The sequence below is a fragment of the Rhizomicrobium palustre genome, from assembly GCF_011761565.1.
Classification (GTDB): Bacteria; Pseudomonadota; Alphaproteobacteria; order Micropepsales; family Micropepsaceae; genus Rhizomicrobium; species Rhizomicrobium palustre.
Genome location: NZ_JAASRM010000001.1, coordinates 1,701,744 through 1,726,772, shown reverse-complemented (window position 1 = coordinate 1,726,772; position 25,029 = coordinate 1,701,744). Strand labels below are relative to the sequence as shown.

The window sequence follows — 25,029 nt, the reverse complement described above, 5'->3', positions numbered from 1 at the left end:
GGGTTAGTGCGCGGCGTCCCAATTATCGGCGGCGCGCGCTTCCACAGTGAGTTTGACCGAGAGCTGCATCACCGGCAGCGGTGCTTGCTCCATCACCTTCACCGCGACGGCCTGGGTTTTCTCGACCTCCGCATCGCAGGCCTCGAATACCAATTCGTCATGCACCTGCAGAAGCATGCGGGACGATAGCCCCGCCTCCGCCAGTGCTCCAGGCATGCGGATCATGGCGCGGCGGATGATATCTGCCGCAGTACCTTGAATCGGCGCATTGATGGCGGCGCGTTCAGCCCCGCCGCGAAAGCCCGGCTGCTTGGAATTGATCTCGCGGATATGCACGCGGCGCCCGAACAGGGTTTCGACATAGCCATGCTCGCGCGCATAGGCCTTGGTCGTTTCCATGTAGTCGCGGATGCCGGGGAACCGCTGGAAGTACTTCTTGATGTACTCGTCCGCCTCGCCGCGCCCGATACCAAGCTGATTGGCAAGGCCAAAAGATGAGATGCCATAGATGATGCCGAAATTGATCGCCTTGGCTCTACGGCGCACTTCGCCCGGCATGCCTTCCACTGGCACACCGAAGATTTCCGACGCCGTCATGGCATGAATATCGAGCCCGTCGGCAAAGGCTTTCCTGAGTTCCGGGATATTGGCGATATGGGCGAAGAGGCGCAGCTCGATCTGGCTATAGTCGGCGCTGATGAGCTTCTTGCCCTTGGGCGCGATGAAGGCCTGACGAATTTTGCGCCCTTCCGCCGTGCGGATCGGGATGTTCTGGATATTGGGATCGGTGGAGGCCAGACGCCCGGTCGCCGCCGCGGCCATGGCGAAACTCGTATGCACCCTGCCCGTTTTGGGGTTGATGTAGGTTGGCAGCGCATCGGTATAGGTGCCGCGCAGCTTTGAAAGCGTGCGCCATTCCAAAACCTTTTGCGGCAGTTCGTGACCTTGCGCGGCGAGATCCTCGAGCACGCTGGCATCGGTGGACCAGGCACCGGTCTTGGTCTTCTGCCCGCCGGGCAATTTCATCTTGCCGAAGAGAATATCGCCAAGCTGTTTGGGCGAGCCGACATTGAATGTCTCGCCCGCGAGCTCTGCGATTTCTTTTTCGAAACCCGCCATGCTTTGTGCGAAATCATTGGAGAGGCGGCGCAACAGGTCAGGATCGATAGTGATGCCTTCGCGCTCCATATCCGCCAGCACCGGCAGAAGCGGCCGCTCGAGGGTTTCATAGACGGTGCGTTTTTTCTCGGCGAGGAGGCGCGGCTTCAAGAGCATCCAAAGCCGCAAAGTGACATCGGAATCTTCCGCCGAATAGCGGGTTGCTTCCGGAATCGGCACGCAGTCAAAGGTGATCTTGTCTTTGCCCTTGCCCGCAACTTCGGAAAACGAGATCGGCTTGTGCTGGAAATGCAGCTCGGAGAGCTCATCCATGCCATGGCCATGCAGCCCCGCATCGAGGACATAACTCATCAGCATGGTGTCATCGATAGGCGTGACGCGAATACCGCGCTGCTGGAAGATGGTGAAGTCGTATTTGAAGTTCTGCCCGATCTTGAGAACGGAATCGTCTTCCAAGAGCAGTTTCAACTGGTCCAGCAGCACCGCCTCGCGCATCTGGGTGAGCGTGGTTTCGCCGCCGCCCATGAGATCAAGCCCGCCCGGCGGGACATGGCCGCAAGGGATATAGCACGCCTCGTTCGGGGCAATCGCCAGCGACACGCCGCAAAGCCCGGCCTGCATGGCATCGAGCGAGGTCGTCTCGGTATCGACAGCAACATAGCCTTGGGCACGGGCGCGGCTAATCCACCAATCGAGCCGTTCAGGGTTCGTGACGGTTTCGTATTTAGAGTGATCGACGGGAGCTAAGATGGCGTCGCGATGGGCGACCACGCCGACTTCGCATTTCACCGCTTCCGCTGCCGCGACCTGCTTGTTGCTTTCCGCGGCGAGCCCAACTTCGGCCACCACCGCATCGGCATCGCTGATGCCGTAATGGGCGATGGCGCGCTTGGTCAGCGAAGCAAATTCCATAGCAGTGAGAAATGCCACCAGCTCAGACGCGACCGGCTCGCGCACTGCGAAACTGTCCGGTTGTTCGGTGATGGTGGCGTGATCTTCGAGCCGCACCAGCCGATAGGAGACGCGGGCGTTCTCCGCATTGACCTGCAAGGTCTCGCGCCGCTTGGGCTGCTTGATTTCGCCCGCCCGCGTCAGCAGGGTTTCGAGATCGCCATAGGTGTTGATCAGCTCGGCGGCAGTCTTGATGCCGATGCCCGGCACGCCCGGCACATTATCGACGCTATCGCCGGCGAGGGCCTGCACATCGATCACTTTCGAAGGCGGCACGCCAAATTTTTCCATCACCTCGGCCGAGCCGATGCGCTTGTTCTTCATGGTGTCGAAGAGCTGGACCTTGCCATCTTCGACAAGCTGCATCAGGTCTTTATCGGAAGAGACGATGGTGCAGCGGGCGCCCGCCTCGCGCGCCAGCCGCGCATAGGTGGCGATAAGATCGTCCGCTTCGAAGCCCGGCAGCTCCACACAAGCCACGCCAAAGGCGCGCGTCGCATCGCGCACCAGGGGAAATTGGGGAATCAAATCTTCCGGCGCCGGCGGACGGTTCGCCTTGTAGGCGGGGTAAATGTCGTTGCGGAAGGTCTGTTTGGCCGCATCGAAGATCACCGCGAGGTGAGTCGGCTTATCGCCGTCCTTCATGTCCTCGAGCAGCTTCCACAGCATGTTGCAATAACCGGAAACTGCCCCGGTGGGCAGCCCGTCGGATTTGCGCGTCAGCGGCGGCAAGGCGTGATAGGCCCGGAAGAGATAGCCCGAGCCGTCGATGAGATAGAGGTGATCCCCCGCTTTCAGGGTGCTCAATGCCCTTGGCCTTCAGCCCCGGCCTTCAAGACATAGCGGCGGTCGCAATAGGGGCATTCGACAAAACCCTCATCGCCCATCTCCAGATAGACGCGAGGATGGCCGAGCGCGCCTCCAGACCCGTCACAGACGACGCGGGTGGTGTCCACTTCGATGATTTCGGGCGCTTCAACGGCCATGGTTTCAGGTCCATTCTCTTGGGCGGCAGGATGATAATCTGCCCCGTCCGGGAGGCAACCGCTTTGACAGGCAGAAGCGGCGCTATAAGGTCGGGAACATGGTCAAACTCAACCGCATCTACACCAAAACCGGCGACCAAGGTCAAACCGGATTAGGTGACGGCTCCCGCGTGGATAAGGATGCCCTTCGGGTGGAAGCCTATGGCACGGTGGATGAGGCCAATGCGGCGCTGGGGATTGCCCGGCTTTGCGCGACCGGACCTGAAAATGCCCCTTGGGATGGCATGCTCTTTCGCATCCAGAACGATCTTTTCGATCTTGGCGCCGATCTCTGCGTGCCGGAAAAAGAGGGCGAGGAAGGCCCGCATCTGCGTATCCAGGAATCGCAGGTCGAGCGGCTGGAACACGAGATCGATGCGATGAACGAAGCCCTCGCCCCGCTCAACTCTTTCGTGCTGCCGGGCGGAACAGCGCTGGCGGCGGAGCTGCACCTCGCCCGCACCATTGTGCGCCGCGCCGAAAGGCTGATGGTCTCTCTCGCCAAACACGAATTGGTCGGCGCGCCGGCGCTGCGCTACATCAACCGGCTTTCTGACCATCTCTTCGTAATGAGCCGCGCCGCTAACAAAGGCGATGACGTGCTTTGGGTGCCAGGCAAGAACCGCGATTAGGCTTCGTCTTCGCGGTTGCGGCCAAAGACGAAGGCCAGCACCACGCCGATCACGCCAATCGCCCAAGCCGGAATGGCGAGCGCAGAATAGACGATATTGGCAAGCCAACCCGGCAGAGTCGCGACCCAGGCCTTAAAGCCTGCGAGTGAGCCCGTATCGAAGAGGCCCCAAACCACTTCGAAGGAGCGCACTGTGATGCGGCCCGGATGCTCGAGAGAGGTGATGGCATCAGCGCCCAAAAACATCAGCGCGATGACCACCAGAAACAGACTGAACAGGCGCATGAACGCGTACATGGTCTTCCCCCGTGCCCCAGACCTACCCCGCTTTTGTGACGCTAGTTCAGGCGATTAGCGTAAACAAGGGGAAGGCGCGCGGTTAACCATCTTATGCGCCGCTCGTCATTTTTTGGGCGGGTAAGGCGTGCCATCGCGGTGGGTGTAGACGCCTTTGGGGCCATCCCATACCAGATCCTGATCGGGGTAATAGCACATGTCGGTATCACCCGGCGTGCGCGTGCCGATTTCCAGCACCACCACGGGCGCCGAAGATTTGTTGATCAGATGATGCCCATCGGGGACGCCCTTCGGGAAAGCAGCACATTCGCCAGCTTTCAAAATCTCTTCGCCCTTATCGCTAACAAGCGTCACCTCGCCTGAAAGCACAAAGACAAATTCGTCTTCCACATCATGCCAATGGCGCTGCGAGGACCACACGCCGGGCATCAAGGTGAGAAGATTGACGCCGAACTGCGTGAGCCCACCTGCATCGCCCAAGGCTTTGCGCACACGATCGAGACAGTTTTGATCGAGCGGTGAAGGATAGCCGCAACGCTTGATCTCGGGCACAGATGCAATGTCGATCTTGGGCATGGGCCTCTCCTTCTTGGCACGATGAGCTTCGCGGAGCTTTGCCTAAAGGCGCAAGCCCGGTTTTGCGGGAGGCGCTATGCGGCGCGCGCAGCCTCTTTCTTCTTTTTCCGCTCCACCCGCACCGCGGTCACAAGGATTTTGCCCGCGCGCACATGGCTGCGGATCATGGCGCGGAAAAGTTCGCGGTCGCGGGTGCGTTTGCCGTGGCTAAGCCGGTTCTCATTACCCTCCTGCGCACCGGAGGGACGAAGCAGTTTGTGCCGCTGGGCGGGCGGAACAAGCTGGCGCTTCGTGCTCCAGCGGCGACGCTTTTTCAATTTTGCTTTTTTGACGTTCCAGTCGGCCTTTTTGACCATAAGTCCCTGAAGTTCCTGCCGCATCGCCAGAAACTTTGCATGCAGCAGGATAGCCTCAGGGGCATCGAAAAGGGCGCTCTCTGCCGGACCAGACGTGTTCATTCCGGGACTCCAAACCGACGACCCTTATGGATTTAGGACTGAAATCTGGATTTCAAGGGGTGGTTGTGTTTCTGGAATACGTTTCCAAGCGTAGATACCCCCGCACCCGTCGCTTCGCTCCGACCTCTCCCCCCGGAAATGGGGAGAGGTGAAAGACGTGCTAACCTCGCCCCCTCTTGGGGGAGAGGTCGACCGGCGTAGCCGGGCGGGTGAGGGGGAGCGATGGTCTCTCAGAAAACGATACATCGCCGCGCAGCCGGACAGAGGCTGATTTCACATGCGCGGCGCATGCGCCATGACCCCACCGATGCGGAAAAGAAATTCTGGTTCGCGGTGCGCGGGCGAAAATTCGGCGGCCACAAATTCAAGCGCCAATATCCGATTGGACCATACATCGCCGATTTCGTTTGTATCGAACAGAAGCTGATCGTCGAGCTTGATGGCGGCCAGCATGGGCTGGCTGAGCATGAAGAGTACGACGCGGAACGCACCGCGTATTTGAAGGCAAGTGGCTTTGTCGTGCTGCGCTATTGGAATGACGAATTCCTGCGGATGCCGGAGGTTGTTCTCGATGAGGTTTTTCGGACGTTGACAGCCCCCTCACCCGAAATGCTGCGCATTTCGACCTCTCCCCCAAAGGGGGCGAGGTGAAATTCAAAACAAAACCGCCCGGAGATTGCTCGCCGGGCGGTTTCATATAACGCAAGAACCTAAAGCTTATTCAGCCTTGGGCGCTTCGCTGGCCGCTGCGGCGGCTTCTTCGGCCTGCTTCTTGGTGAGGTCTTCGCCGGTTTCCTGATCGACGACCTTCATGGAGAGGCGCACCTTGCCGCGATCATCGAAGCCCAAAAGCTTCACCTTCACAGCCTGGCCTTCCTTGACCACGTCCGAAGTCTTGGCGACGCGCTTGGCGGCCAATTCGGAGATGTGGACGAGGCCGTCCTTGGGTCCGAAGAAGTTCACGAAGGCGCCGAAATCCATCACCTTCACGACCTTGCCGTCGTAGATCTCGCCGATTTCCGGCTCGGCCACGATCGACTTGATCCACTTCAGAGCGGCGCGGATCGACTCGGCTTCGGCAGAGGCGATCTTCACCGTGCCGTCGTCCTCGATGTTGATCTTGGCGCCGGTCTTTTCGACGATCTCACGGATCACCTTGCCGCCCGAGCCGATCACTTCACGGATCTTATCGGTTGGAATGTGGATGGTTTCGATGCGCGGGGCATGTTCGCCAAGTTCCGAACGGGCCGAGGTGATGGCCTTCGCCATTTCGCCGAGGATATGCATGCGGCCGCCCTTAGCCTGATGCAGGGCAACCTTCATGATCTCTTCGGTGATGCCGGCGATCTTGATGTCCATCTGCAAAGAGGTGACGCCCATTTCGGTGCCGGCCACTTTGAAGTCCATATCGCCGAGGTGATCTTCATCACCCAGGATGTCGGAGAGAACCGCATAGCGGTCGCCTTCGAGGATCAGGCCCATGGCGATACCGGCGATGGGACGCGAAATCGGAACGCCCGCATCCATCAGCGCCAGGGAGGAGCCGCACACCGTCGCCATCGAGGACGAGCCGTTGGACTCGGTGATCTCGGAGACCAGACGAATGGTGTAGGGGAACTCGTCCTTCTTCGGCAGCATCGGATGGATGGCGCGCCAGGCAAGCTTGCCATGGCCGATTTCACGGCGGCCCGGCGATCCCATGCGGCCCGTTTCACCCACCGAATAGGGGGGGAAATTGTAGTGCAGCATGAAGTTCTGCTTGTAGGTGCCTTCCAGGCTGTCGATCATCTGCTCGTCTTCGCCGGTGCCGAGGGTGGCAACAACGAGGCCCTGGGTTTCACCGCGGGTGAACAGCGCCGAACCATGGGTGCGCGGCAGGATGCCGACTTCAGCCACGATCGGGCGGACGGTGACGAGATCGCGCCCGTCGATACGCTTCTTGGTGTCGAGCACCATGTTGCGCATGACCTGGGCTTCGACATCGTGCCAAACGGCACCGAACTTGTTGTCGTCGAGCTTGCCTTCGCCGGTGAACTCAGCGGCGGCCTTGGCCTTGATCTCGTCCTTCTTGGCGTAGCGGACCTGCTTTTCCGGAATCTGGAAAGCAGCCAGCAATTCAGCGCCGACGAAATCCTTCACCTTGGCAATGATGTCCTTGGTGTCGTTGACGGGCAGATCGCGCGGTTCCTTGGCGGCCTTCTCGGCCATACGGATGATCGCATCGATCACCGGCTGGAACGACTTATGGCCGAACATCACGGCGCCGAGCATGATCTCTTCGGAGAGTTCCTGAGCTTCGGATTCCACCATCAGCACCGCATCGGCGGTACCGGCGACGGTGAGTTCGAGCTGAGATTCCGGCAACTGATCGACAGTGGTGTTGAGGACGTATTCGCCATTGATATAGCCAACGCGCGCAGCACCAATCGGACCCATGAACGGCAGACCGGAAATGGTGAGGGCGGCAGAAGCGGCGACCATCGCGAGCACATCGGGGTCGTTCTCCATGTCATGGGAGAGAACGGTCACGATGACCTGGGTCTCGTTCTTGTAGCCATCGGCGAACAAGGGGCGGATCGGGCGGTCGATCAGGCGCGAGATCAAGGTCTCGCGCTCCGTCGGACGGCCTTCACGCTTGAAATAGCCGCCCGGGATCTTGCCCGCGGCGAAATACTTTTCCTGGTAGTTGACGGTCAGAGGGAAGAAGTCGATGCCGGGCTTCGGAGCCTTGGCGCCGACGACAGTGGCCAGCACAACGGTCTCACCATAGGTGGCCAGAACGGCGCCGTCGGCCTGACGAGCGATCTTGCCGGTTTCAAGCACCAGCTTGCGGCCGCCCCAGTCGATTTCCTCGCGGGTTATATTGAACATTTCAGATGTATTCCTTCATTCCCGCGCGGCCGGATTGCCGTGCGGCATTTTCAAGCCGCGCTTCAGGCGGGCAAGAATCCGAGCGCACGCGCCCCCACAAGGAGGCGCGTGCTTCCATTCAAAGCTTGTTTGGATCGGCCCGCGATCAGCGGCGCAGTCCCAGACGCGCGATCAGCGCTTCATAGCGCTTCACGTCGATGCCTTTGATGTAGTTGAGCAGGCTGCGGCGCTGGTTGACCATCTTGATCAGACCGCGGCGCGAGTGATGGTCTTTGGCGTGACCCTTAAAATGCTCCGTCAGGTTGGTAATGCGCTCGGAGAGCACCGCCACCTGCACTTCCGGCGAACCGGTATCGCCCGGCTTCGTCGCATATTCAGAGATAAGCTGAGCTTTACGTTCTACGGTAATCGTCATTGTATTTCTTTCCGGTCATCCGAAGTTAAACACGCGAAACGGCCTTAACTCGCCGGCTGCGAATTCCGTGAGTGCCACGGGTTCGCCTTCACCGGTCGCGCAATAGACCGTGAGCCCTTGGACGTCGTCACCGGAATGGCTTTCCGTGATCCGCGCGAACATGTTCGGACGGATCAGAATCGGATTACCGCTTCTTAGGCGAGTAACGTCTTGGCCCGTAATGGCAAGCGCCGGGATGCCGTCCAGCGCCGTCGATAAGGGCCGCAAGTGCTCAAAAGCGGCCGGACTATGCATAAAACCCTTCAAGGTTTCCAGGGGGGTGGCGTCTTCGACGCGGAATGACCCCACCTGCGTCCGGCGCAAGGCTGAAACATGGCCCAGGCAGCCGAGCGCCTGACCCATATCGCGGGCCCAGGCACGTACATAAGTGCCCTTCCCGCAATGCATTTCGAACAGCGTTTGGTTTGGATCAGGCATATCCACGATCCGGACCGAGGAAACGAACACTGTTCGGGCGTCCAAATGGACCTCTTCGCCGTCCCGGGCGATGTCATAGGCCCGCTCGCCATCGACCTTGATCGCCGAATAGCTGGGTGGAATCTGAGAGATAGGCCCGGTAAAGCGGGGCAAAAGGGCTTCGATCTCTTCCCGCGTCGGGCGCTTGTCGGAGGTGCCGGTGACAGCGCCTTCGGTGTCGTCGGAATCGCGGGATTCCCCCCAAGTGGCGGTGAACTGATAGGTTTTCGCCGAGTCCATGGCGTAGGGCACGGTTTTGGTCGCTTCCCCGAGCGCCACCGCCAGAACGCCGGTCGCCATCGGGTCCAAGGTCCCGGCATGGCCCGCCTTCTGGGCATCGAAAATCCGCCGGACGATGGAAACGGCCTGGGTAGAGGTCACGCCCAAAGGCTTATCGACAATCACCCAGCCATGGACGGGATTGCCCTTTTTACGCCTTCCCATGCTCTTCCCCGGGCTCTTCGCCTTCTTGTTCTTCGTCTTCGCCCTCTTCGGCGGCCAGATCCTGCTGGACCCGGGCCGATTTCAGGATGGTCTCGATTTTTTCGGCCTCGGCGAAGGACTTATCCTCGATGAAGCGCAGATCAGGGGTGAATTTGAGATCGATGAGATGGCCCATCTGGCCGCGCAAATAGGCTTTGTTGCGGTTCAAGGCCGAAACGATCTTGTCGGCTTCCTTGCCGCCCAAAGGCTCGCAGAAGACGGTCGCGTGGCGCATGTCGGGCGAGGGCACGACCTGGGTGATCGTCACCGAGACACCGGCGAGATCAGGATCGCGGATATCGCCGCGAAACAGCACCGTCGCGAGCGCATGGCGCAGCGTTTCGCCGACGCGCAGCTGGCGCTGGGTGGGACCCTGATTGGGGCGTGAATTTCCTCTGGAACGAGGACGGGGCATTTTTCTACTCCCGAAGAGCATTCCCCGCGCCGGCGCGAGGAACCCAGGATTGGAACCTGGTGGGTCAAAAAAATTTCCGGCCACCCCACGCTTTTGCGCGCGAGATGGCCGGAATACTGAACCCGCGCGATTACAGGGCGCGCTGGATGGTCTCGACTTCGAAGGCTTCGATGATGTCGCCCTTCATGATGTCCTGATAGTTGGTGAAGGCCATGCCGCATTCCTGGCCGGTCTGCACTTCCTTCACTTCATCCTTGAAGCGCTTCAGCGTGGAAAGCTCGCCTTCGTGGATCACGACGTGATCGCGGATGAGGCGGACCTTGGCACCACGACGCACCAAGCCTTCGGTGACGCGGCAGCCCGCAACCTTGCCGACCTTGGTGATCGAGAAGACTTCGAGGATTTCCGCGTTGCCGAGGAACTTTTCGCGGGTCTCCGGGGTGAGCATGCCCGAGAGCGCCGCTTTGATGTCATCCACCACATTGTAGATGATGTTGTAGTAGCGGATTTCGACGCCATCGCGCTTGGCCCGTTCACGCGCCTGCTTATCGGCGCGAACGTTGAAGCCGATGATCGCCGCGCCCGAGGCATGGGCCAGGATCACATCGCTTTCGGTGATACCGCCGACGCCGGATTGCAGCACCTGCGCACCCACTTCGTCAGTGCCGAGCTTGGCGAGCGCACCCTGAATGGCTTCCGCAGACCCCTGCACGTCGGCCTTGATGACCAGCGGCAGGAGCTTCTTTTCGCCCGCGGCGCGGGTCTTGAGAAGCTGGTCGAGGGTGAGGCGCGAATTGGAGGCTTGGCGGGCTTCACGGCGCTTGCGGGCACGGTATTCCGTAACCTCGCGGGCGCGCGCTTCGTTTTCCACCACCACGAATTCGTCACCGGCTTCCGGCGCACCGGAAAGGCCGAGGATTTCCACCGGCACCGCGGGACCCGCGATGAGGACGGTTTCGCCACGATCGTTCTGCAACAGACGGACGCGGCCCCATTCGGAACCGGCCACGACGATGTCGCCGACTTTCAACGTGCCGCGCTGGACAAGGGCGGTGGCCACAGGCCCACGGCCGCGATCAAGCTTGGCTTCGATGATGGCGCCTTCGGCCGAACGCAAGGGATTGGCCTTCAGATCGAGCACCTCAGCCTGGAGCAGGATGTATTCTTCCAGCTTGTCGAGGCCGATATGCTTCTTGGCCGAGACTTCCACGGCGATGGTTTCGCCGCCGAGGTCTTCCACCTGGATCTCGTGCTGCAAGAGCTCGGTCTTGACCCGCATCGGATCAGCGTCGCCCTTATCGATCTTGTTGATCGCCACGATGATCGGAACGCCCGCCGCCTTGGCATGGGCGATGGCTTCCACCGTTTGCGGCATCACACCGTCGTCGGCAGCAACCACCAGCACGACGATGTCGGTCACCTTGGCGCCGCGCGCGCGCATCGCGGTAAAGGCCGCGTGGCCCGGCGTGTCGAGGAAGGTGATGCGGGCACCGTTATGCATCTGCACCTGATAGGCGCCGATGTGCTGGGTGATACCGCCCGCTTCGCCCGCGGCCACGTCGGTCGCGCGCAAGGCATCGAGCAGGCTGGTTTTGCCGTGGTCGACGTGACCCATGACGGTCACGACCGGCGGACGCACCACCATATCCTCGGCATCATCATCGCCGCCCTTAAGGCCTTCCAACACGTCGCTATCGGCAACGCGCTTGACGGTGTGGCCGTATTCGGTCGCCACCAGCTCGGCGGTATCGGCATCGATGATATCGTTCACCGTCGCCATAATGCCGTTCTTCATCAAGACCTTGATCACATCCACCGCACGGCGGGCCATACGGTTGGCCAGTTCCGAAACGGCGATGTTTTCAGGAATGGTGACTTCACGCGGACCAACCGGACCCGCGGCCTGCGCGGCCTGGCCCTTGTTGAGGCGCTGCAAATGACGGCGATAGGCGGCGACCGAACGCGTACGCTCGTCATCATCCGACAAGGCCTTGGTCACCGTCAGCTTGCCGCGACGGCGATCACCTTCGTTAGTCTTCTTGGCTGCAGGCGCTTTGACCGGAGCTTTCACGCCGCCTTTTTTGCGGTCATCATCCTCTGCCCCGGGCGCGCGGCGACGCGGCGCGTCGGGACCACCCGTTGCGGGCTTGGCTGCGGGCGGAGGCGAACCTGCCCCACCGCGCGCACCTGCACCACCGCCGAAACCACCAGGACCACGCTGACCACCGCCAGCGCCGCCACCCTGATAACCACCGCCAGCCGGACGCGGACCACGGTCCCCGCCACCTTGATAACCACCGCCAGCCGGGCGAGGACCACGATCGCCGCCGCCCTGATAGCCACCACCAGCCGGACGCGGACCACGATCACCGCCGCCCTGATAACCGCCACCAGCCGGGCGAGGACCACGATCGCCACCGCCCTGATAGCCACCACCGGCCGGGCGCGGACCACGATCGCCGCCACCTTGATAACCACCGCCAGCCGGACGCGGGCCGCGATCGCCCTGGTAACCACCGCCCTGCGGACGGTCCCCTTGCGGGCGATCACCTTGCGGAGCACGCGGCGGCTGAGCCGGACGCTGTTGATATTGTTGAGTATTTTGCGGAGCTTGCGCCGGACGTTCGGACTGCGGCGCGGCCTGGGCGCGCTCTTCGCGCTCCTCACGTTCCAGACGGCGCTGCGCCTCTTCCTCGGCGCGGCGCTTGGCAGCTTCTTCCGCGGCCTTGCGGGCTTCCTCTTCGGCTTTGCGCTTGGCGGCCGCTTCACGTTCGGCGCGGGCTCGGGCTTCTTCTTCGGCCCGGCGCTTGGCGTCTTCCTCGGCAGCCTTGCGGGCTTCCACTTCGGCTTCGCGGGCACCGGCGAGGGCCGCGCCACGGCGCGCCTTTTCCTCGTCAGTGAGCTGACGCAGCACCACGCCGGGGCGGTTCTGCGGCGGCGGGGTCACAGGCGCGGCGGTATTAGCCGGCGGATTGACCTTGGTCTGGCTCGCCTGGGGCTGAGCCGGTGCGGGAGCAGCCGCGGCAGGTGCGGGCTTGCCGGGCTCAACCCGGGTACGCTTCTTCTCCACCACCACAGCCTTGGTGCGGCCATGGCTGAAGCTCTGCTTGACCGTGGAGGTCTCGGTCTTCTTCAGCGACAGCGTTTTATGCGCGCCGGAGGGCTTTTTGGGATCGTTCGTGTCGCTCATAAGCTACTTTCGTTTGCCCCCTTCGGACGGGGCTCCTTGCTGTTCGGCTTGCTGTTCTTTTGTAATTCGGTCTTTTGCAATTCGGGGCGAGAGCCGCGCAGGCCCGCCAATCTCTTCGCGTTCAGAACCAGTCGATTCGCCAGGGCCGAAGGCCGGATGGCGGCATGTACCACATTCTCCTTGCCCAACGCCAAGGAGAGTTCGTCACGGCTCAAAATTCCGATGGTTTCACCGCTAAGTTCGCGCGAATGCAGCGCGGCGAAGATCTTGCGATAGCCATCCTCGGCCCCATCGCAGGCGTGGAAAAACACCACCGGCGGGATTTTCTTGTCGAGCGCCCGCACCACCTGGTCGAAACCGCTATCCACCAGCCCTGCCCTGCGCGCCATGCCGAGATCAGATAAGAGCCGGGCCGTCAGAAGCCGCTCCACATGCTCCAAAAGATCGGAACGCGCCGTGACCTTGGTCTTGGCGGCTTTGGAAAAATCGTTCTTGGCGAGGGCTTTGGCGAAAGCCTTGGCATCCGCCGTGAGCCAGAGGCCACGGCCAGGCAGCTTGCCGTCGAGATCGGGTACGACCTCGCCGTCCGGGCTGACGACAAACCGAACGAGCCTGTCTTCCGGCGCTATATCGCCGGAAGCAATGCAGCGCCGCTCGCGCAAGGCGCTCTCATCGTCCGAGGTGGCCGCCAGCATGAGGCGCCCTCCCCGTGATATCTGATGTAAGAGCGAAAAACAGCGGCGCTACTCCTATTCGTTAAATCCGGATCATTAAGGCCGGGTCTTATATCCGGTCCCAATGAGCTTGCCTATGACCAAAACGCGGTGATGAGGCAGGTGTTTATGCCTCACCTTCCGAAACGTCTTCCCCGTCCGCCGGGGCGTCTTCACCTTCTTCAGCGGCTTCTTCGAGCTCTTCCGCCTCAATCCAGCCCGCTTTGACACGCGCTTTCATGATGATGGCATTGGCGTCATCAGGGGTGAGGTCGAAACCTTCCAGGGCACCCGGAACGCGCACGCGCTCCGTCTTTCCATCGGCGCCCTTGCTGGTTTCAGAATAGCCGAGCAGATCGTCGGTTGCACAACCGGCGAGATCTTCCAGCGTCTTGATCTCATGTTCGCCCAAAGAGGCCGCCATCGCGGTGGTGACGCCTTCGACTTCGAGCACGGCGTCTTCCACGCCCAGCTCGCGCCGCTTGTCGTCCATTTCCTTGTTGCGGGCTTCGATATGCTCGACCGCGCGGGTTTGCAGCTCCTGCGCCGTTTCCTCGTCAAAGCCTTCCACCGAGGCGAGCTCGTTGAGGTCGACATAGGCAACGTCTTCGATTTCGGCGAAGCCTTCGGAGGCGAGAAGCTGGGCGACCGTCTCGTCGACGTCGAGCGCTTCCATGAAGAGGTTGGTGCGGGTGGCGAATTCCTTCTGACGGCGTTCCGATTCCTCGGCTTCGGTCAGGATATCGATCTGCCAGCCGGTGAGCTGGGAGGCCAAGCGCACATTCTGGCCGCGGCGGCCGATAGCGAGCGAGAGCTGCTCGTCCGGCACCACGACTTCGACGCGATGGGCATCTTCATCCAGCACCACCTTGGAGACTTCCGCCGGGGCCAGCGCATTGACGATGAAGGTCGCCGGTTCGTTGCTCCACGGAATGATGTCGATACGCTCGCCCTGCAGTTCCTGCACCACCGCCTGCACGCGCACGCCGCGCATACCGACGCAAGCGCCGACCGGATCGATGGAGGAATCCTTGGAGATCACCGCGATCTTGGCGCGGGAACCCGGATCGCGGGCCACGGCGCGGATTTCGATGATGCCATCATAGATTTCCGGCACTTCCTGCGCGAAGAGGCGGACCATGAACTGGGGATGCGACCGCGAGAGGAAAATCTGCGGCCCGCGGGCTTCCTTACGCACGTCATAGATATAGGCGCGGATGCGATCACCGGTGCGGAAGTTTTCGCGCGGGATCATCTCATCGCGGCGCACCACGCCTTCGGCGCGACCGAGATCGACCACCACCGAGCCGAATTCCGAACGCTTGACGATGCCGTGAATGATTTCGCCGATGCGGTCCTTATATTCTTCATGCTGGCGGGCGCGCTCGGCCTCGCGCACATTCTGCACGATGACCTGCTTGGCGCCCTGCGCGGCGATACGGGTGAATTCCACCGGCGGCAGGGTTTCGGCGATGATGTCGCCGATCATGGCGCTCGGATTGCGGCCCTGGGCTTCGGCGAGGCTGATTTCGGTCTTGTCGTTCTCAACCTGCTCCACAACGTGCAGATAACGCGAAACATGGGTTTCGCCGGTCTTGGGGTCGATCTCGACCTTGATTTCGTTTTCGGCGCCATAACGGGCCTTGGCAGCGCGCTGCATCGCCTCTTCCATGGCGGCGAGCACAACTTGCTTGTCGATCGACTTATCGCGCGCGACGGCATCCGCAATCTGCAGAAGTTCGGTACGGTTAGCGGCAATCGCCATGATCAATGCTCCCGGTGCGCAGCTTGTGCGTCTTGATTTGGTTCGGCGCCCTCACGCGCCTTGAAATCTTCTTCGATCAGCTTGTCGGTCAGGATCAGCTTGGCATCGCTGATGGAGGCGAAGGGCAGATTGAGCCGCTCTTTGCCGGTATCGAACACCACATCGGAGCCATCAAGGCCCAGAAGCGTGCCTTTGAAACGCTTGCGCCCATCAAGCGGTGCGGACAATTCGAGTTTGGCCTGATGGCCGGACCAGCGCGCGAAATCTTTCAGGCGCGTCAGCGGACGGTCGATGCCCGGCGAGGACACTTCCAGGGAATACTCGCCTTCGATGATATCGGGCTCGGTGTCGAGGAAGTCGGAGAGCGCATGGCTGAGCCGGGCGCAATCTTCCACATCCATCGTGCCATCGGGCTTTTCCGCCATGATCTGCAGGGTCTTGTGCTTGGTGCCCATCAGCCTGAGGCGCACCAAGGAGAACCCGGCCGCCTCGATGATGGGCGTCAGGATCGGATCCAAATGGGGCACAGTCGAAAGAATGGTGGTCATCCTCGGTAAAAAGCCAAACCCTTTCCCCGCGGCGGACCTTTCGGACCGCCACACAACAGATTTTGTTGTTTGGGATGGCGGCTATGTAGTCCCAATCGCGTCAAAAGACAAGGCGACCCCGAGGGGCTTAGTATTTTCCCGCCAATTGACACAGCCGTGAATTGACAGGCGGCGGGTGGCACGTACATTTATCATACAAAATAGATAACACAGGGACGGAAAATAGATGGCGAAATCAGCAGTGGCTCTGTTGGGCCTGATGCTTTGCTGTGGCACGGCTTTAGCTGGTCCTTCTCAGCTCACCCCCAGCGGGCAATGGACCGCCTATCAACACGGCGCGGCGGCGACACCGCCGATGGGCTGGTCGAGCTGGAACACCTTCGCCACCAATATCTCGGAAGATCGCATCCTGGGCGTCGCCGATGCCGTGGTGAAGACGGGCCTCGCCGCCAAAGGCTATCGCTATATCAACCTGGACGATGGCTGGTGGGCGCATCGGCGCCAGCCCGACGGGCGGATGCAAATCCGCGCCGATCAGTTTCCTTCAGCGGCGGTTGGCGGGGCTGAAGAAACCAGCTTCAAGCCGTTTACCGACAAGCTGCACAAAATGGGGCTGAAGGCAGGCATCTATTCCGATCTCGGGCGCAATTCCTGCTCACAAGCCTACCCCTCCCCCGATGGCTATCTGCCTAAAGGCAGCGTCGAAGAACGCGAAATCGCCCTTTACGGCCACATCAAGCAGGACGTGACACTCTATTTCAAAACCTGGGGCTTTGACTTCCTCAAAGTGGATGCTTGCGGCATTCGCGATTACGCCCCCGGCAGCGAGCGCACCAAGGAAGGGCGCTATCGCGTGCTCGATCCCCTGATCTATGGCTGGAACCTCAACAACACCAATATCGCGGGCGTGCGCGACCTCTATCACCAAGTGGCCGAAGCCATCGAAACCGCCCGCCCCAATGACGATTTCATTTTCTCGGTTTGCTCCTGGGGCTCTTCCGATGTGCGCAGTTGGGGCAAGAATGTCGGCAATATCTCGCGCACCAGCGACGATCTCGGCCCAAACTGGTCGCGCATGCTGCATAATTTCGACAGCTCCGCGCGCCGCCCGCTCTATGGCCATCCCGGCGGCTGGAACGACCCCGATATGCTCTATGTCGGCTATGGCGATTTCGATGCGCAGCACCTGACCGAAGCCAAATCGCATTTCGCAATGTGGGCGATCATCAACGCGCCGCTGATCCTCGGCAATGACATCCGCGCCATGCAGGGGCCTTTGCTCGATATCGTGGGCAACAGCGATGTCATCGCACTCAACCAGGATAAGGCCGGCAACCAGGCCACCATCGCCTTCGATGCCGAGGACGTGCAGATCTTCGTGAAAACCCTCGCCAACGGCAAAAAAGCCGTCGCTGTGTTCAATCGCGGCCAAGGCGCGATGGATGTGGATCTTACCGCGGAGCATTTGAAGCTGGCCGCAGATAGCGACATCACCCTCACCGATCTTTGGACCAAACAGCAGAGCCATTTCCGCAAAGAAACCAAACTCGCCCTCGCTTCGCGCGAAACCAAGATCTTCCTGGTGGATGGCAAGCGGCGGCTGGAAGGCGGCTTCTATCTTTCGGAAATCCCCGGCCGGGTGAATCCGGCTGAGGACGGCGTGACCGTGCCGATGCATGATCCCTTGGTGCATCGCCACCAGGCCTGGATCGGTACCCATGGCACGGGGGCGCATCCCCAATATGGCGGCTGGGGCGGCGCGCAGGTTGATCAGACCCCCTATGGTCAGACCATCGCCTTGGGCGGCAAGCCCTATGATACGGGCATCGGCATTCTCTCCAACTCGCGGCTGGAAGTGAAAAATGCCGGCGCCAAGCTCTTTACCGCTGAAGTGGGTGTCGACGATTCCACGCCGGATAAAAGCGCGCCAGTGATCTTCTCGGTCTATGGCGATGGCAAGCTGCTCTACAAGACAGCGCCCAAAGCCTTCGGCGAGAAGCCGGAAAGCCTGAATGTGAAGGTCAAAGGCGTGAAGATCATCGAACTCGTCGCCACCAGCACCGCCTCTGTGGTGACCGCCTGGGGCAATGCGGCCCTGGTGGAGTAGACCTATCCCGTCATGGCCGGGCGCCGCCCCGGCCATGACGATAAAGGAAGGGCACTCGCACCCCGCTTTATTTCTTCTGGTTTTGCAGGTCGAGGATCACTTCGTTCGACTTTTCCTGCTGGGCGGCGGGCTTATGCCCGAACAGGTCTTCGACGGGGGTGGGGCTGGAGAAGAGAAACAGCACCGCCCCGATCATCCCGGCAAGAAACACGGCCGCGAACAGGATCGCACCAAAGTCGCCCGGATGCGGCCAGACGAAACGGTGCTCTTTGTCGTCGTCGGATTGGGTCATGGCGTTACCTTAGTCCTGGTCAGAAACGAGAGATAGACCGGCGGGCCGTGCAGCGCTTTGGCTTCATATCGGGTCGGCGGCCAATGGGCGGGGCGCTGTTCGAAATCGCCCGGAGCCTTGGCGGTCCAGATGAAATCCGCATGGGCGAGCCCGCGTTCCAAGGTCCAACCCAAATAGCCCGCGTCATCACTGGCAAAACGAAATTCGCCGCCCGGTTTTAAAACCCGCGCGAACTCCGTCAGCATTTCGGTTTGGATGAAGCGGCGCTTGTGGTGGCGGGTCTTGGGCCAGGGATCGGGAAAGAGCACGAAAACCTTGGCGAGGGAATGATCCGGCAGCGCCAAGAGAATATCGCGGGCATCGCCTTCATGGATGCGCAAATTCGGCGGCGGGTCGTCTTCCATATGGCTGAGGAGCTTGGCGACGCCCGATTCATAGGGCTCGGCCCCGATCATGCCCGCTTTGGGGTGATTGCGGGCATTGGCCAGCATGTGCTCACCCGCGCCAAAGCCGACTTCCAGCCAGACTTCCTCGACCGGAACCGCGAAATAGCTTTTGGGATCGGCTCCCTGAACAATGTTCAGGCGATGCTGCGGGAGCAGCGTCTGGCGCAGATTATCCTTATGGGCCGAGAGCTTAGGGCCCTTGCGGCGGCCATAAAGCTTCTTTTGGAAGGGGGTGCCTTCTTCGTTCGCCATCGCGTCACTCAAAAACAAAGGCGAGCCGGTAACCCGGCCCGCCCATTATTACGCTCACGCGCCGCTGGGCTCGCGCCACGGGGCGCGGCAGCCAGTCGGCTGCTCGGACCTGCATTAGCGCAGGTCCGGCAAAATTAAAACGCGCCCTTGAGGGCTTCGACCAGATCGGTCTTTTCCCAGGAGAAGCCGCCTTCGGCATCCGGCGTACGGCCGAAATGGCCATAAGCGGCGGTGCGGGCGAAGATCGGCTTATTGAGGTCGAGCTTCTCGCGGATGCCGCGCGGCTTCAGCGAGACGAGCTCAGGCAGGATCGCTTCCAGCTTGGCTTCATCGACCTTACCGGTGCCATGCGTATCGACATAGACCGAGAGCGGATCGGAGACGCCGATCGCGTAAGCGAGCTGGATGGTGGCCTTGTCGGCGAGGCCGGCAGCGACCACGTTCTTGGCGAGGTAGCGCGCGGCATAAGCAGCCGAACGGTCCACCTTGGTGGAATCCTTGCCGGAGAAGGCGCCGCCGCCATGGGGGGCTGCACCGCCGTAGGTGTCCACGATGATCTTACGGCCGGTCAGGCCGCAGTCGCCATCCGGGCCGCCGACCACGAAGGCGCCGGTCGGGTTGACGTGCCAGACGGTCTTGGCATTGACCCAGCCGGACGGCAGAGCTTCGAGCACATAGGGCTCCACAATGGCGCGAACGTCGGCCGAGGTGAGCTTTTCGTCGAGGTGCTGGGTGGAGACCACGATCTGGGTCACTTCCACCGGCTTTCCGTTCTCATAACGGACGGTCACCTGGCTCTTGGCGTCGGGGCCGAGCTGCGGGGCCTTGCCGGAGTGGCGGGCGGCAGCCATCAGTTCCAGGATCTTGTGGCTGTAGAAAATCGGCGCCGGCATCAGGCTGGGCGTCTCGTTGCAGGCATAACCGAACATGATGCCCTGGTCGCCAGCGCCTTCGTCCTTATTGCCAGCGGCGTCGACGCCCTGGGCAATGTGGGGGGACTGGGAGTGCAGCAGCACTTCCACCTTGGCATTGGCGTGATGGAAGCCGTCCTGCTCGTAGCCGATATCCTTGATGGCGGCGCGGGCGACAGCTTCGACCATGGCGGGGGTGATGGAGGCGGGACCGCGGGTCTCACCGGCGATCACAACGCGATTGGTGGTCGCGAGCGTTTCGCAAGCCACGCGGATATCCCAAGGAGAGAACCCGGCTTTGGGGCCTTCCCGGAAGAACAGATCCACAACCTCGTCAGAGATCCGGTCGCAGACCTTATCCGGATGACCTTCCGACACGCTTTCGCTGGTGAACAGGTAATTCAGCCGCGCCATGATATGCCCTCTTGCTCGCGCACACCCCGGGTGGCGCTCCGTTTGGGCGGACTCCTCGCAGCAATTTCCCCGGGGGTCAATAAGCATATGCAGATTTCTGCATATGTTTTCACAGGAGATGCGGCGCCGAAGCGCAGATTTTACAAAATGAACCTGGACAAATCCTGGTCCTTGGCCAAATCGTCCACCCGGGCGCGGACGTAAGCCGCATCCACGGTGACCGTTTCGCCCTGTTTTTCGCTCGCCACAAAGGAGATGTCGTCCAGCACCCGCTCCATGATGGTTTGCAGGCGCCGCGCCCCGATATTCTCCACGGTGTCGTTCACCAAGGCGGCGACATCGGCGATGGCCGCGATGCCATCCTCAGTGACCTCGAGCTTCACGCCTTCGGTGGCCATCAGCGCCACATATTGCTTGATCAGGCTGGCTTCGGGCTCGGTGAGGATGCGTTTGAAGTCGTCGCGGGTCAGCGCCTTCAATTCGACGCGGATGGGCAAGCGCCCCTGCAGCTCCGGCAGAAGGTCAGAGGGCTTGGCGATGTGGAATGCGCCCGAGGCGATGAAGAGAATGTGATCGGTCTTCACCTGGCCATGCTTGGTGGCGACCGTAGTGCCTTCGATCAGGGGCAACAAATCGCGCTGCACGCCTTCGCGGGAAACATCACCGCCGCCGCGCATATCGGAACGCGCGGTGATCTTGTCGATCTCATCCAGAAACACGATGCCGTTATTCTCGGTGACGTCGATCGCCTCGCGGGTGATGGCATCGTTATCGAGGAGCTTATCGGCCTCCTCGGCGAGAATGAGCGGGCGCGCATCTTTCACCTTGATGCGGCGGGGCTTCTTCTGGCCGCCAAAGGCCTTACCGAAAATATCGCCGATATTGACCATGGAGATGTTGGCGTTGGGCATGCCGGGAATTTCGAATTGCGGCATCCCGCCGGCGTCCTTCATCTCGATCTCGATATCGCGATCTTCGAGCTCGCCCGCGCGCAGCTGTTTTCTATAGGTATCGCGCAAAGACGCGGTGGATTTGGCAAAAGCCTCCACAATGCGGTCTTCGGCGAGATCTTCCGCCTTGGCTTCCACCTCGCGGCGCTTTTTCTCGCGCACCTGAGCGATGGCGGCTTCAAGAAGATCGCGCACGATCTGTTCCACATCGCGCCCGACATAGCCGACTTCGGTGAATTTGGTCGCTTCCACTTTCAGGAATGGCGCTTGGGCGAGTTTGGCCAGACGGCGCGAGATTTCGGTTTTGCCGACACCGGTCGGTCCGATCATCAGGATGTTCTTGGGCAGCACCTCATCGCGCAATTCGGGCGAAAGCTGCTGACGCCGCCAGCGGTTGCGCAGCGCAATGGCTACAGCGCGCTTGGCCTCATGCTGGCCGATAATGAACCGATCAAGTTCCGAGACGATTTCGCGGGGGGTAAATGCAGCAGTCATAGGAAGGTATATGGGAGCGAAGGGGCGCGCTGTCCAGTTTCACGCCAAGGCTGACGCTATGTCGGTTTCGGCGAAGTCTGTGCCTTTATAGAGGAGAGGTTCGCCGCGCGATTTGGCGAGGGCGTAGGAGATGCAATCACCAAAATTGAGTGCTGCCTTATGACGTGATTTGCCAAAGGCCCGGAAGGCTTCCGCCGCAAGAACCGACTGCTTGTCGTCGAAAGGAATGATTGTCAGCGGCAGCCGCTGAAGAAGTCCCGATAACTCGGTATCCCAATCCCTACCTGTTCTGCGCAAGGCGACAATCCGGCATTCGAGGAGTGTTACCGCCGAAAGGGATGCCGATTTTGCGGACAGGATTGCATCGAGAAACAGGGACCTCTCCGGCTCGTTCAGCAAAATCGCAAAGATCGCGGAACTATCAACCACCATCAGCCGGGCAGCCCCTGCGCATCGTACAGCAATTCGTCCGGCGGGCGGTTATCCACCACCGGCATGCTGTCGATTCGCGCGAGGATTTGAAGGATTTCCGCTTTGCGTTTTTCACGATCCGCGCGCACCGCTGCTTCGTCCCGCAGCGGCACAGGCTCGGCCTGCAGCCGTTCCTCCAGGGTACGGATCACCAGCGCGGTTGGGTCTTCGCCTGTCCGCTTGGCAAGTTCAGCAGCGAGTTGGTCGATCTTGGGGTCGCTGATCCGGACGTTCATGGGTCACCTTTATCCGGCGCCATCCTACATCCACGCCGGAAAAGCCTCAACCAAGCGGCTTCCTGACCGGGTTCAGCCGGTTTTCAGGCTTTCGAGCACCACATTCTCATTGGTGTAGATGCAGATATCGCCTGCGATTTTCATCGCCTTGCGGGCGATTTCCTCGGCGGAAAAATCGAGATCGATGAGGGCGCGCGCTGCCGAGAGGGCATAGACCCCGCCTGAGCCGATGCCGATGATGCCGTCTTCGGGTTCGACCACATCGCCGGTGCCAGAAAGGATCAGCGAGGTTTTGGCATCAGCCACAGCCATCATCGCCTCAAGGCGGCGCAAATACCGGTCGGTACGCCAATCCTTGGCGAGTTCGACGCATGCGCGCGCCAGATTGCCCGGATGCTGCTCCAGCTTGGCTTCCAGCCGCTCGAAGAGGGCGAAAGCATCGGCCGTCGCCCCGGCAAAACCGGCCAGAACATCGCCTTTGCCAAGTCTTCGCACCTTGCGGGCATTGGATTTCATCACGGTTGGGCCCAAGCTTACTTGGCCGTCACCGGCGACGATTACGGTTCCGCCCTTACGGACGGAGAGGATGGTGGTAGAACGCCATTTTTGATCGGTCATAGTGGTGCGAATATAGGGTGGGATTCGCGAATATGCAGGCCTTGCGCAAAACTTTGCCGAAAATCCCTTATGTGGACCTTCGCGGCTACTCGCCGCTGGAGCTGCTCTATCTTTTCCGCAAAGAGGCCCATCTGCTCGCCGATGGCGCGCTGTCGCTGGTCGGCAAGGGGCCGGGCCACCTGATCGCCAGCCTGACCGATGCCGCCTCGCGCCGCTGGCTCGCCAAGGCAAACAACCCCTATCTGGAGGAAATCGGCCTGATCGCTTCGGCGCTGCGCCGCCCCGGGGCCTATGTCCTCAACACTTGCGTCGAGTGGGGCTGCACCTCGGGCGCCTGGGCAACGAGTTCGGGGCCGCTCTTACGCCGTGTTCTCGATTGGCCCTTCCCGCGGCTGGGGGAATTTCCCGTGGTCGCCCAGTTCCGCCATCAGGCGGGGGACTATTTTTCGGTGACCTGGCCGGGATTTTCTGGCGTTTTGCAGGCTATGGCGCCGGAGCGTTTCGCCGCCGCCTTGAACCAGGCGCCACGGCGCAAACATGCGGGCGGCTTTGCCGGGGCCTGGATTTCCGGGCGGGTCAAAACCGCCTCCACCCGCGCGCTGCCGCCGGTGCATTTGCTTCGCCGGGTGTTTGAGAGCGCCAAAGACTTTCTTTCCGCCAAATCCCTGCTGATGATGAGCCCCTTGGCCGTGCCTGCCATTTTCACCCTGAGCGGCACCCGACCCGGCGAAGGCTGTGTGATCGAGCGGACCGAGGACGCCTATGCCGTGCGCGAAATGGATGAGGGGCGGGTCTGCGCCGCCAATTCCTTCGAAACAAGGCTGAAAGAAAGCGAGCTTGGCTGGAAGGCCCGGCCTATCGACAGCGCGGGGCGGCTTTCAAAAGCGATGCTGCTGGAAGGCGGCGAGAACAATCTTTCCTGGTTCGAGGCCCCCATCGCCAATGTGAATAGCCGCCTCGTCATGATCGCCAATGCCGCCACCGGCATGCTGAAGGTAATGGGCACGGCAGGCACGACCCCGGTCACCGAGGTTTTCGTCCATCCGGCCTAACGCTCCCGACGTTCTTCAAAGAACTGAAGGCTTTGGTTCTTGTTTAAGGCGGGCTTTGCTATGAAGACCCGTCAATGATTTGCGAGACGCCCATGCGCACAGCCACTGTGGAGCGGAAGACCCGCGAAACCGAGATCGCCGTCTCTTTGGACCTGGACGGTACCGGTGAGGCCGATATCGACACCGGCATCGGGTTTCTGGACCATATGCTGGAAGCCTTCGCGCGCCATTCCATGATCGATCTGAAAGTGCGGGCGCAGGGCGATCTGCATATCGATTTCCACCACACCACCGAGGACACAGGCATTGTCATCGGCCAGGCGGTGAAAAAGGCGCTGGGCGATTTTGCCGGTATCACCCGCTTTGGCGCCGCCGCCATTCCCATGGACGAAGCCTTCAGCCGCGTCGCCATCGACGTTTCGGGCCGGCCCTATCTCGTCTGGAAAGTCGATTTCTCGCGCCCCAAGATTGGCGAGATGGATACCGAACTCTTCAAGGAGTGGTTCCAGGCTTTCGCGCAGAATTGCGGGATATGCCTGCACATCGAAAATCTTTACGGCGAGAACAACCATCACATCGTCGAGACCTGCTTCAAGGGCACCGCGCGGGCCCTGCGCCAGGCCATCACCCCCGATGAGCGCCTGGAAGGCGGCGTCGCCTCGACCAAGGGCGTGCTCGGCGAGGAGGATTGAGGCGATTTGGCTCCTTCAACCCTCCCCCTGAGGGAGGGTCGAAAAACGCGTCAGTGTTTTTCGGGGAGGGGTCTGCCGTGGAGGCTTTAGGGTTGCAACGTCGACGCGCATAAAAAACTC

Annotated in this window: 25 protein-coding genes; 5 read left to right on the top strand and 20 right to left on the bottom strand. The window is 61.0% G+C overall.

Features of this window, described 5'->3' with window-relative positions; all coding sequences use genetic code 11:
• Window positions 1-3: 3 nt before the first annotated feature.
• Both polA and FHS83_RS07900 read right to left on the bottom strand, forming a co-directional pair.
• Complete coding sequence (gene polA / locus FHS83_RS07905) at window positions 4-2,877, bottom strand: DNA polymerase I (RefSeq protein ID WP_167082450.1); 2,874 nt, start codon at window positions 2,875-2,877, stop codon at window positions 4-6.
• Window positions 2,874-3,056 (bottom strand): zinc-finger domain-containing protein, encoded by a 183-nt coding sequence (locus FHS83_RS07900; RefSeq protein ID WP_167082449.1) that lies wholly within the window; start codon window positions 3,054-3,056, stop codon window positions 2,874-2,876. The genes polA and FHS83_RS07900 overlap by 4 nt, the downstream gene beginning before the upstream one ends.
• A gap of 98 nt (window positions 3,057-3,154) precedes the next feature.
• On the opposite strand from FHS83_RS07900, the gene FHS83_RS07895 reads away from it, so the two are divergent.
• Window positions 3,155-3,727, top strand: a complete 573-nt coding sequence (locus tag FHS83_RS07895) for a cob(I)yrinic acid a,c-diamide adenosyltransferase (protein ID WP_167082448.1) — start codon at window positions 3,155-3,157, stop codon at window positions 3,725-3,727.
• On the opposite strand, the gene FHS83_RS07890 is transcribed toward FHS83_RS07895, so the two are convergent.
• The 3 genes from FHS83_RS07890 to FHS83_RS07880 all read right to left on the bottom strand — a co-directional run bounded on the left by FHS83_RS07890 (window position 3,724) and on the right by FHS83_RS07880 (window position 5,057).
• Entirely contained in the window at window positions 3,724-4,023 is a 300-nt protein-coding gene (locus tag FHS83_RS07890) for a hypothetical protein (RefSeq protein WP_167082447.1), read from the bottom strand. The genes FHS83_RS07895 and FHS83_RS07890 overlap by 4 nt on opposite strands.
• A gap of 105 nt (window positions 4,024-4,128) precedes the next feature.
• Window positions 4,129-4,599, bottom strand: coding sequence for a cupin domain-containing protein (locus tag FHS83_RS07885; RefSeq protein WP_167082446.1), 471 nt, complete (start codon window positions 4,597-4,599; stop codon window positions 4,129-4,131).
• A gap of 74 nt (window positions 4,600-4,673) precedes the next feature.
• Window positions 4,674-5,057, bottom strand: a complete 384-nt coding sequence (locus FHS83_RS07880) for a hypothetical protein (protein WP_167082445.1) — start codon at window positions 5,055-5,057, stop codon at window positions 4,674-4,676.
• Window positions 5,058-5,279: 222 nt separating this feature from the next.
• On the opposite strand from FHS83_RS07880, the gene FHS83_RS07875 reads away from it, so the two are divergent.
• Complete coding sequence (locus tag FHS83_RS07875) at window positions 5,280-5,708, top strand: endonuclease domain-containing protein (protein WP_167082444.1); 429 nt, start codon at window positions 5,280-5,282, stop codon at window positions 5,706-5,708.
• A 66-nt stretch (window positions 5,709-5,774) separates the two neighbouring features.
• Here the strand turns inward: FHS83_RS07875 and pnp are convergent, their stop codons facing one another.
• From pnp to rimP, 8 genes are all read right to left on the bottom strand, one after another.
• The gene (gene pnp, locus FHS83_RS07870) at window positions 5,775-7,928 is read right to left on the bottom strand and encodes a polyribonucleotide nucleotidyltransferase (RefSeq protein ID WP_167082443.1); all 2,154 of its coding nucleotides are present in this window, start codon (window positions 7,926-7,928) and stop codon (window positions 5,775-5,777) included.
• A 145-nt stretch (window positions 7,929-8,073) separates the two neighbouring features.
• Complete coding sequence (rpsO, locus tag FHS83_RS07865) at window positions 8,074-8,343, bottom strand: 30S ribosomal protein S15 (protein ID WP_167082442.1); 270 nt, start codon at window positions 8,341-8,343, stop codon at window positions 8,074-8,076.
• A gap of 15 nt (window positions 8,344-8,358) precedes the next feature.
• Window positions 8,359-9,303: a tRNA pseudouridine(55) synthase TruB gene (truB, locus tag FHS83_RS07860; protein ID WP_167082441.1), complete on the bottom strand. Its 945-nt coding sequence runs from the start codon at window positions 9,301-9,303 to the stop codon at window positions 8,359-8,361.
• Window positions 9,290-9,757, bottom strand: a complete 468-nt coding sequence (rbfA, locus tag FHS83_RS07855; RefSeq protein ID WP_167082440.1) for a 30S ribosome-binding factor RbfA — start codon at window positions 9,755-9,757, stop codon at window positions 9,290-9,292. Before rbfA ends, truB begins: the two co-directional genes overlap by 14 nt.
• 130 nt (window positions 9,758-9,887) lie before the next feature.
• Window positions 9,888-12,947, bottom strand: a complete 3,060-nt coding sequence (gene infB, locus FHS83_RS07850) for a translation initiation factor IF-2 (protein ID WP_167082439.1) — start codon at window positions 12,945-12,947, stop codon at window positions 9,888-9,890.
• The gene (locus FHS83_RS07845) at window positions 12,944-13,642 is read right to left on the bottom strand and encodes an RNA-binding protein (RefSeq protein WP_167082438.1); all 699 of its coding nucleotides are present in this window, start codon (window positions 13,640-13,642) and stop codon (window positions 12,944-12,946) included. Before FHS83_RS07845 ends, infB begins: the two co-directional genes overlap by 4 nt.
• A gap of 145 nt (window positions 13,643-13,787) precedes the next feature.
• Complete coding sequence (nusA, locus tag FHS83_RS07840; RefSeq protein ID WP_208414293.1) at window positions 13,788-15,425, bottom strand: transcription termination factor NusA; 1,638 nt, start codon at window positions 15,423-15,425, stop codon at window positions 13,788-13,790.
• Between the two features lie 2 nt (window positions 15,426-15,427).
• Window positions 15,428-15,973: a ribosome maturation factor RimP gene (rimP, locus tag FHS83_RS07835; RefSeq protein WP_167082437.1), complete on the bottom strand. Its 546-nt coding sequence runs from the start codon at window positions 15,971-15,973 to the stop codon at window positions 15,428-15,430.
• A gap of 226 nt (window positions 15,974-16,199) precedes the next feature.
• On the opposite strand from rimP, the gene FHS83_RS07830 reads away from it, so the two are divergent.
• Window positions 16,200-18,080, top strand: a complete 1,881-nt coding sequence (locus FHS83_RS07830; RefSeq protein ID WP_167082436.1) for an NPCBM/NEW2 domain-containing protein — start codon at window positions 16,200-16,202, stop codon at window positions 18,078-18,080.
• A 67-nt stretch (window positions 18,081-18,147) separates the two neighbouring features.
• Here the strand turns inward: FHS83_RS07830 and FHS83_RS07825 are convergent, their stop codons facing one another.
• The 7 genes from FHS83_RS07825 to hslV all read right to left on the bottom strand — a co-directional run bounded on the left by FHS83_RS07825 (window position 18,148) and on the right by hslV (window position 23,165).
• A complete protein-coding gene (locus FHS83_RS07825; protein ID WP_167082435.1) occupies window positions 18,148-18,372 on the bottom strand; it encodes a hypothetical protein in 225 nt (74 codons plus the stop codon).
• Complete coding sequence (gene trmB, locus FHS83_RS07820; RefSeq protein WP_167082434.1) at window positions 18,369-19,070, bottom strand: tRNA (guanosine(46)-N7)-methyltransferase TrmB; 702 nt, start codon at window positions 19,068-19,070, stop codon at window positions 18,369-18,371. Before trmB ends, FHS83_RS07825 begins: the two co-directional genes overlap by 4 nt.
• Window positions 19,071-19,204: 134 nt before the next feature.
• Window positions 19,205-20,395 carry a methionine adenosyltransferase gene (gene metK, locus FHS83_RS07815; protein ID WP_167082433.1) on the bottom strand — a complete coding sequence of 397 codons (1,191 nt, stop codon included), beginning with the start codon at window positions 20,393-20,395 and terminating at the stop codon, window positions 19,205-19,207.
• Window positions 20,396-20,535: 140 nt separating this feature from the next.
• On the bottom strand, window positions 20,536-21,840 hold the full coding sequence (gene hslU, locus FHS83_RS07810; protein WP_167082432.1) for an ATP-dependent protease ATPase subunit HslU: 1,305 nt from the start codon (window positions 21,838-21,840) through the stop codon (window positions 20,536-20,538).
• Window positions 21,841-21,879: 39 nt separating this feature from the next.
• Window positions 21,880-22,272, bottom strand: a complete 393-nt coding sequence (locus tag FHS83_RS07805) for a type II toxin-antitoxin system VapC family toxin (protein WP_167082431.1) — start codon at window positions 22,270-22,272, stop codon at window positions 21,880-21,882.
• Window positions 22,272-22,547: a type II toxin-antitoxin system VapB family antitoxin gene (locus FHS83_RS07800; RefSeq protein WP_167082430.1), complete on the bottom strand. Its 276-nt coding sequence runs from the start codon at window positions 22,545-22,547 to the stop codon at window positions 22,272-22,274. The genes FHS83_RS07805 and FHS83_RS07800 overlap by 1 nt, the downstream gene beginning before the upstream one ends.
• A gap of 72 nt (window positions 22,548-22,619) precedes the next feature.
• The gene (gene hslV / locus FHS83_RS07795; protein ID WP_167082429.1) at window positions 22,620-23,165 is read right to left on the bottom strand and encodes an ATP-dependent protease subunit HslV; all 546 of its coding nucleotides are present in this window, start codon (window positions 23,163-23,165) and stop codon (window positions 22,620-22,622) included.
• 32 nt (window positions 23,166-23,197) lie between these two features.
• Between hslV and FHS83_RS07790 the strand changes: the two genes are divergently transcribed.
• Both FHS83_RS07790 and hisB read left to right on the top strand, forming a co-directional pair.
• Window positions 23,198-24,217 (top strand): Ntn hydrolase family protein, encoded by a 1,020-nt coding sequence (locus FHS83_RS07790; protein ID WP_167082428.1) that lies wholly within the window; start codon window positions 23,198-23,200, stop codon window positions 24,215-24,217.
• A 92-nt stretch (window positions 24,218-24,309) separates the two neighbouring features.
• Window positions 24,310-24,909, top strand: coding sequence for an imidazoleglycerol-phosphate dehydratase HisB (gene hisB / locus FHS83_RS07785; protein ID WP_208414291.1), 600 nt, complete (start codon window positions 24,310-24,312; stop codon window positions 24,907-24,909).
• The last annotated feature ends 120 nt before the right edge of the window (window positions 24,910-25,029 follow it).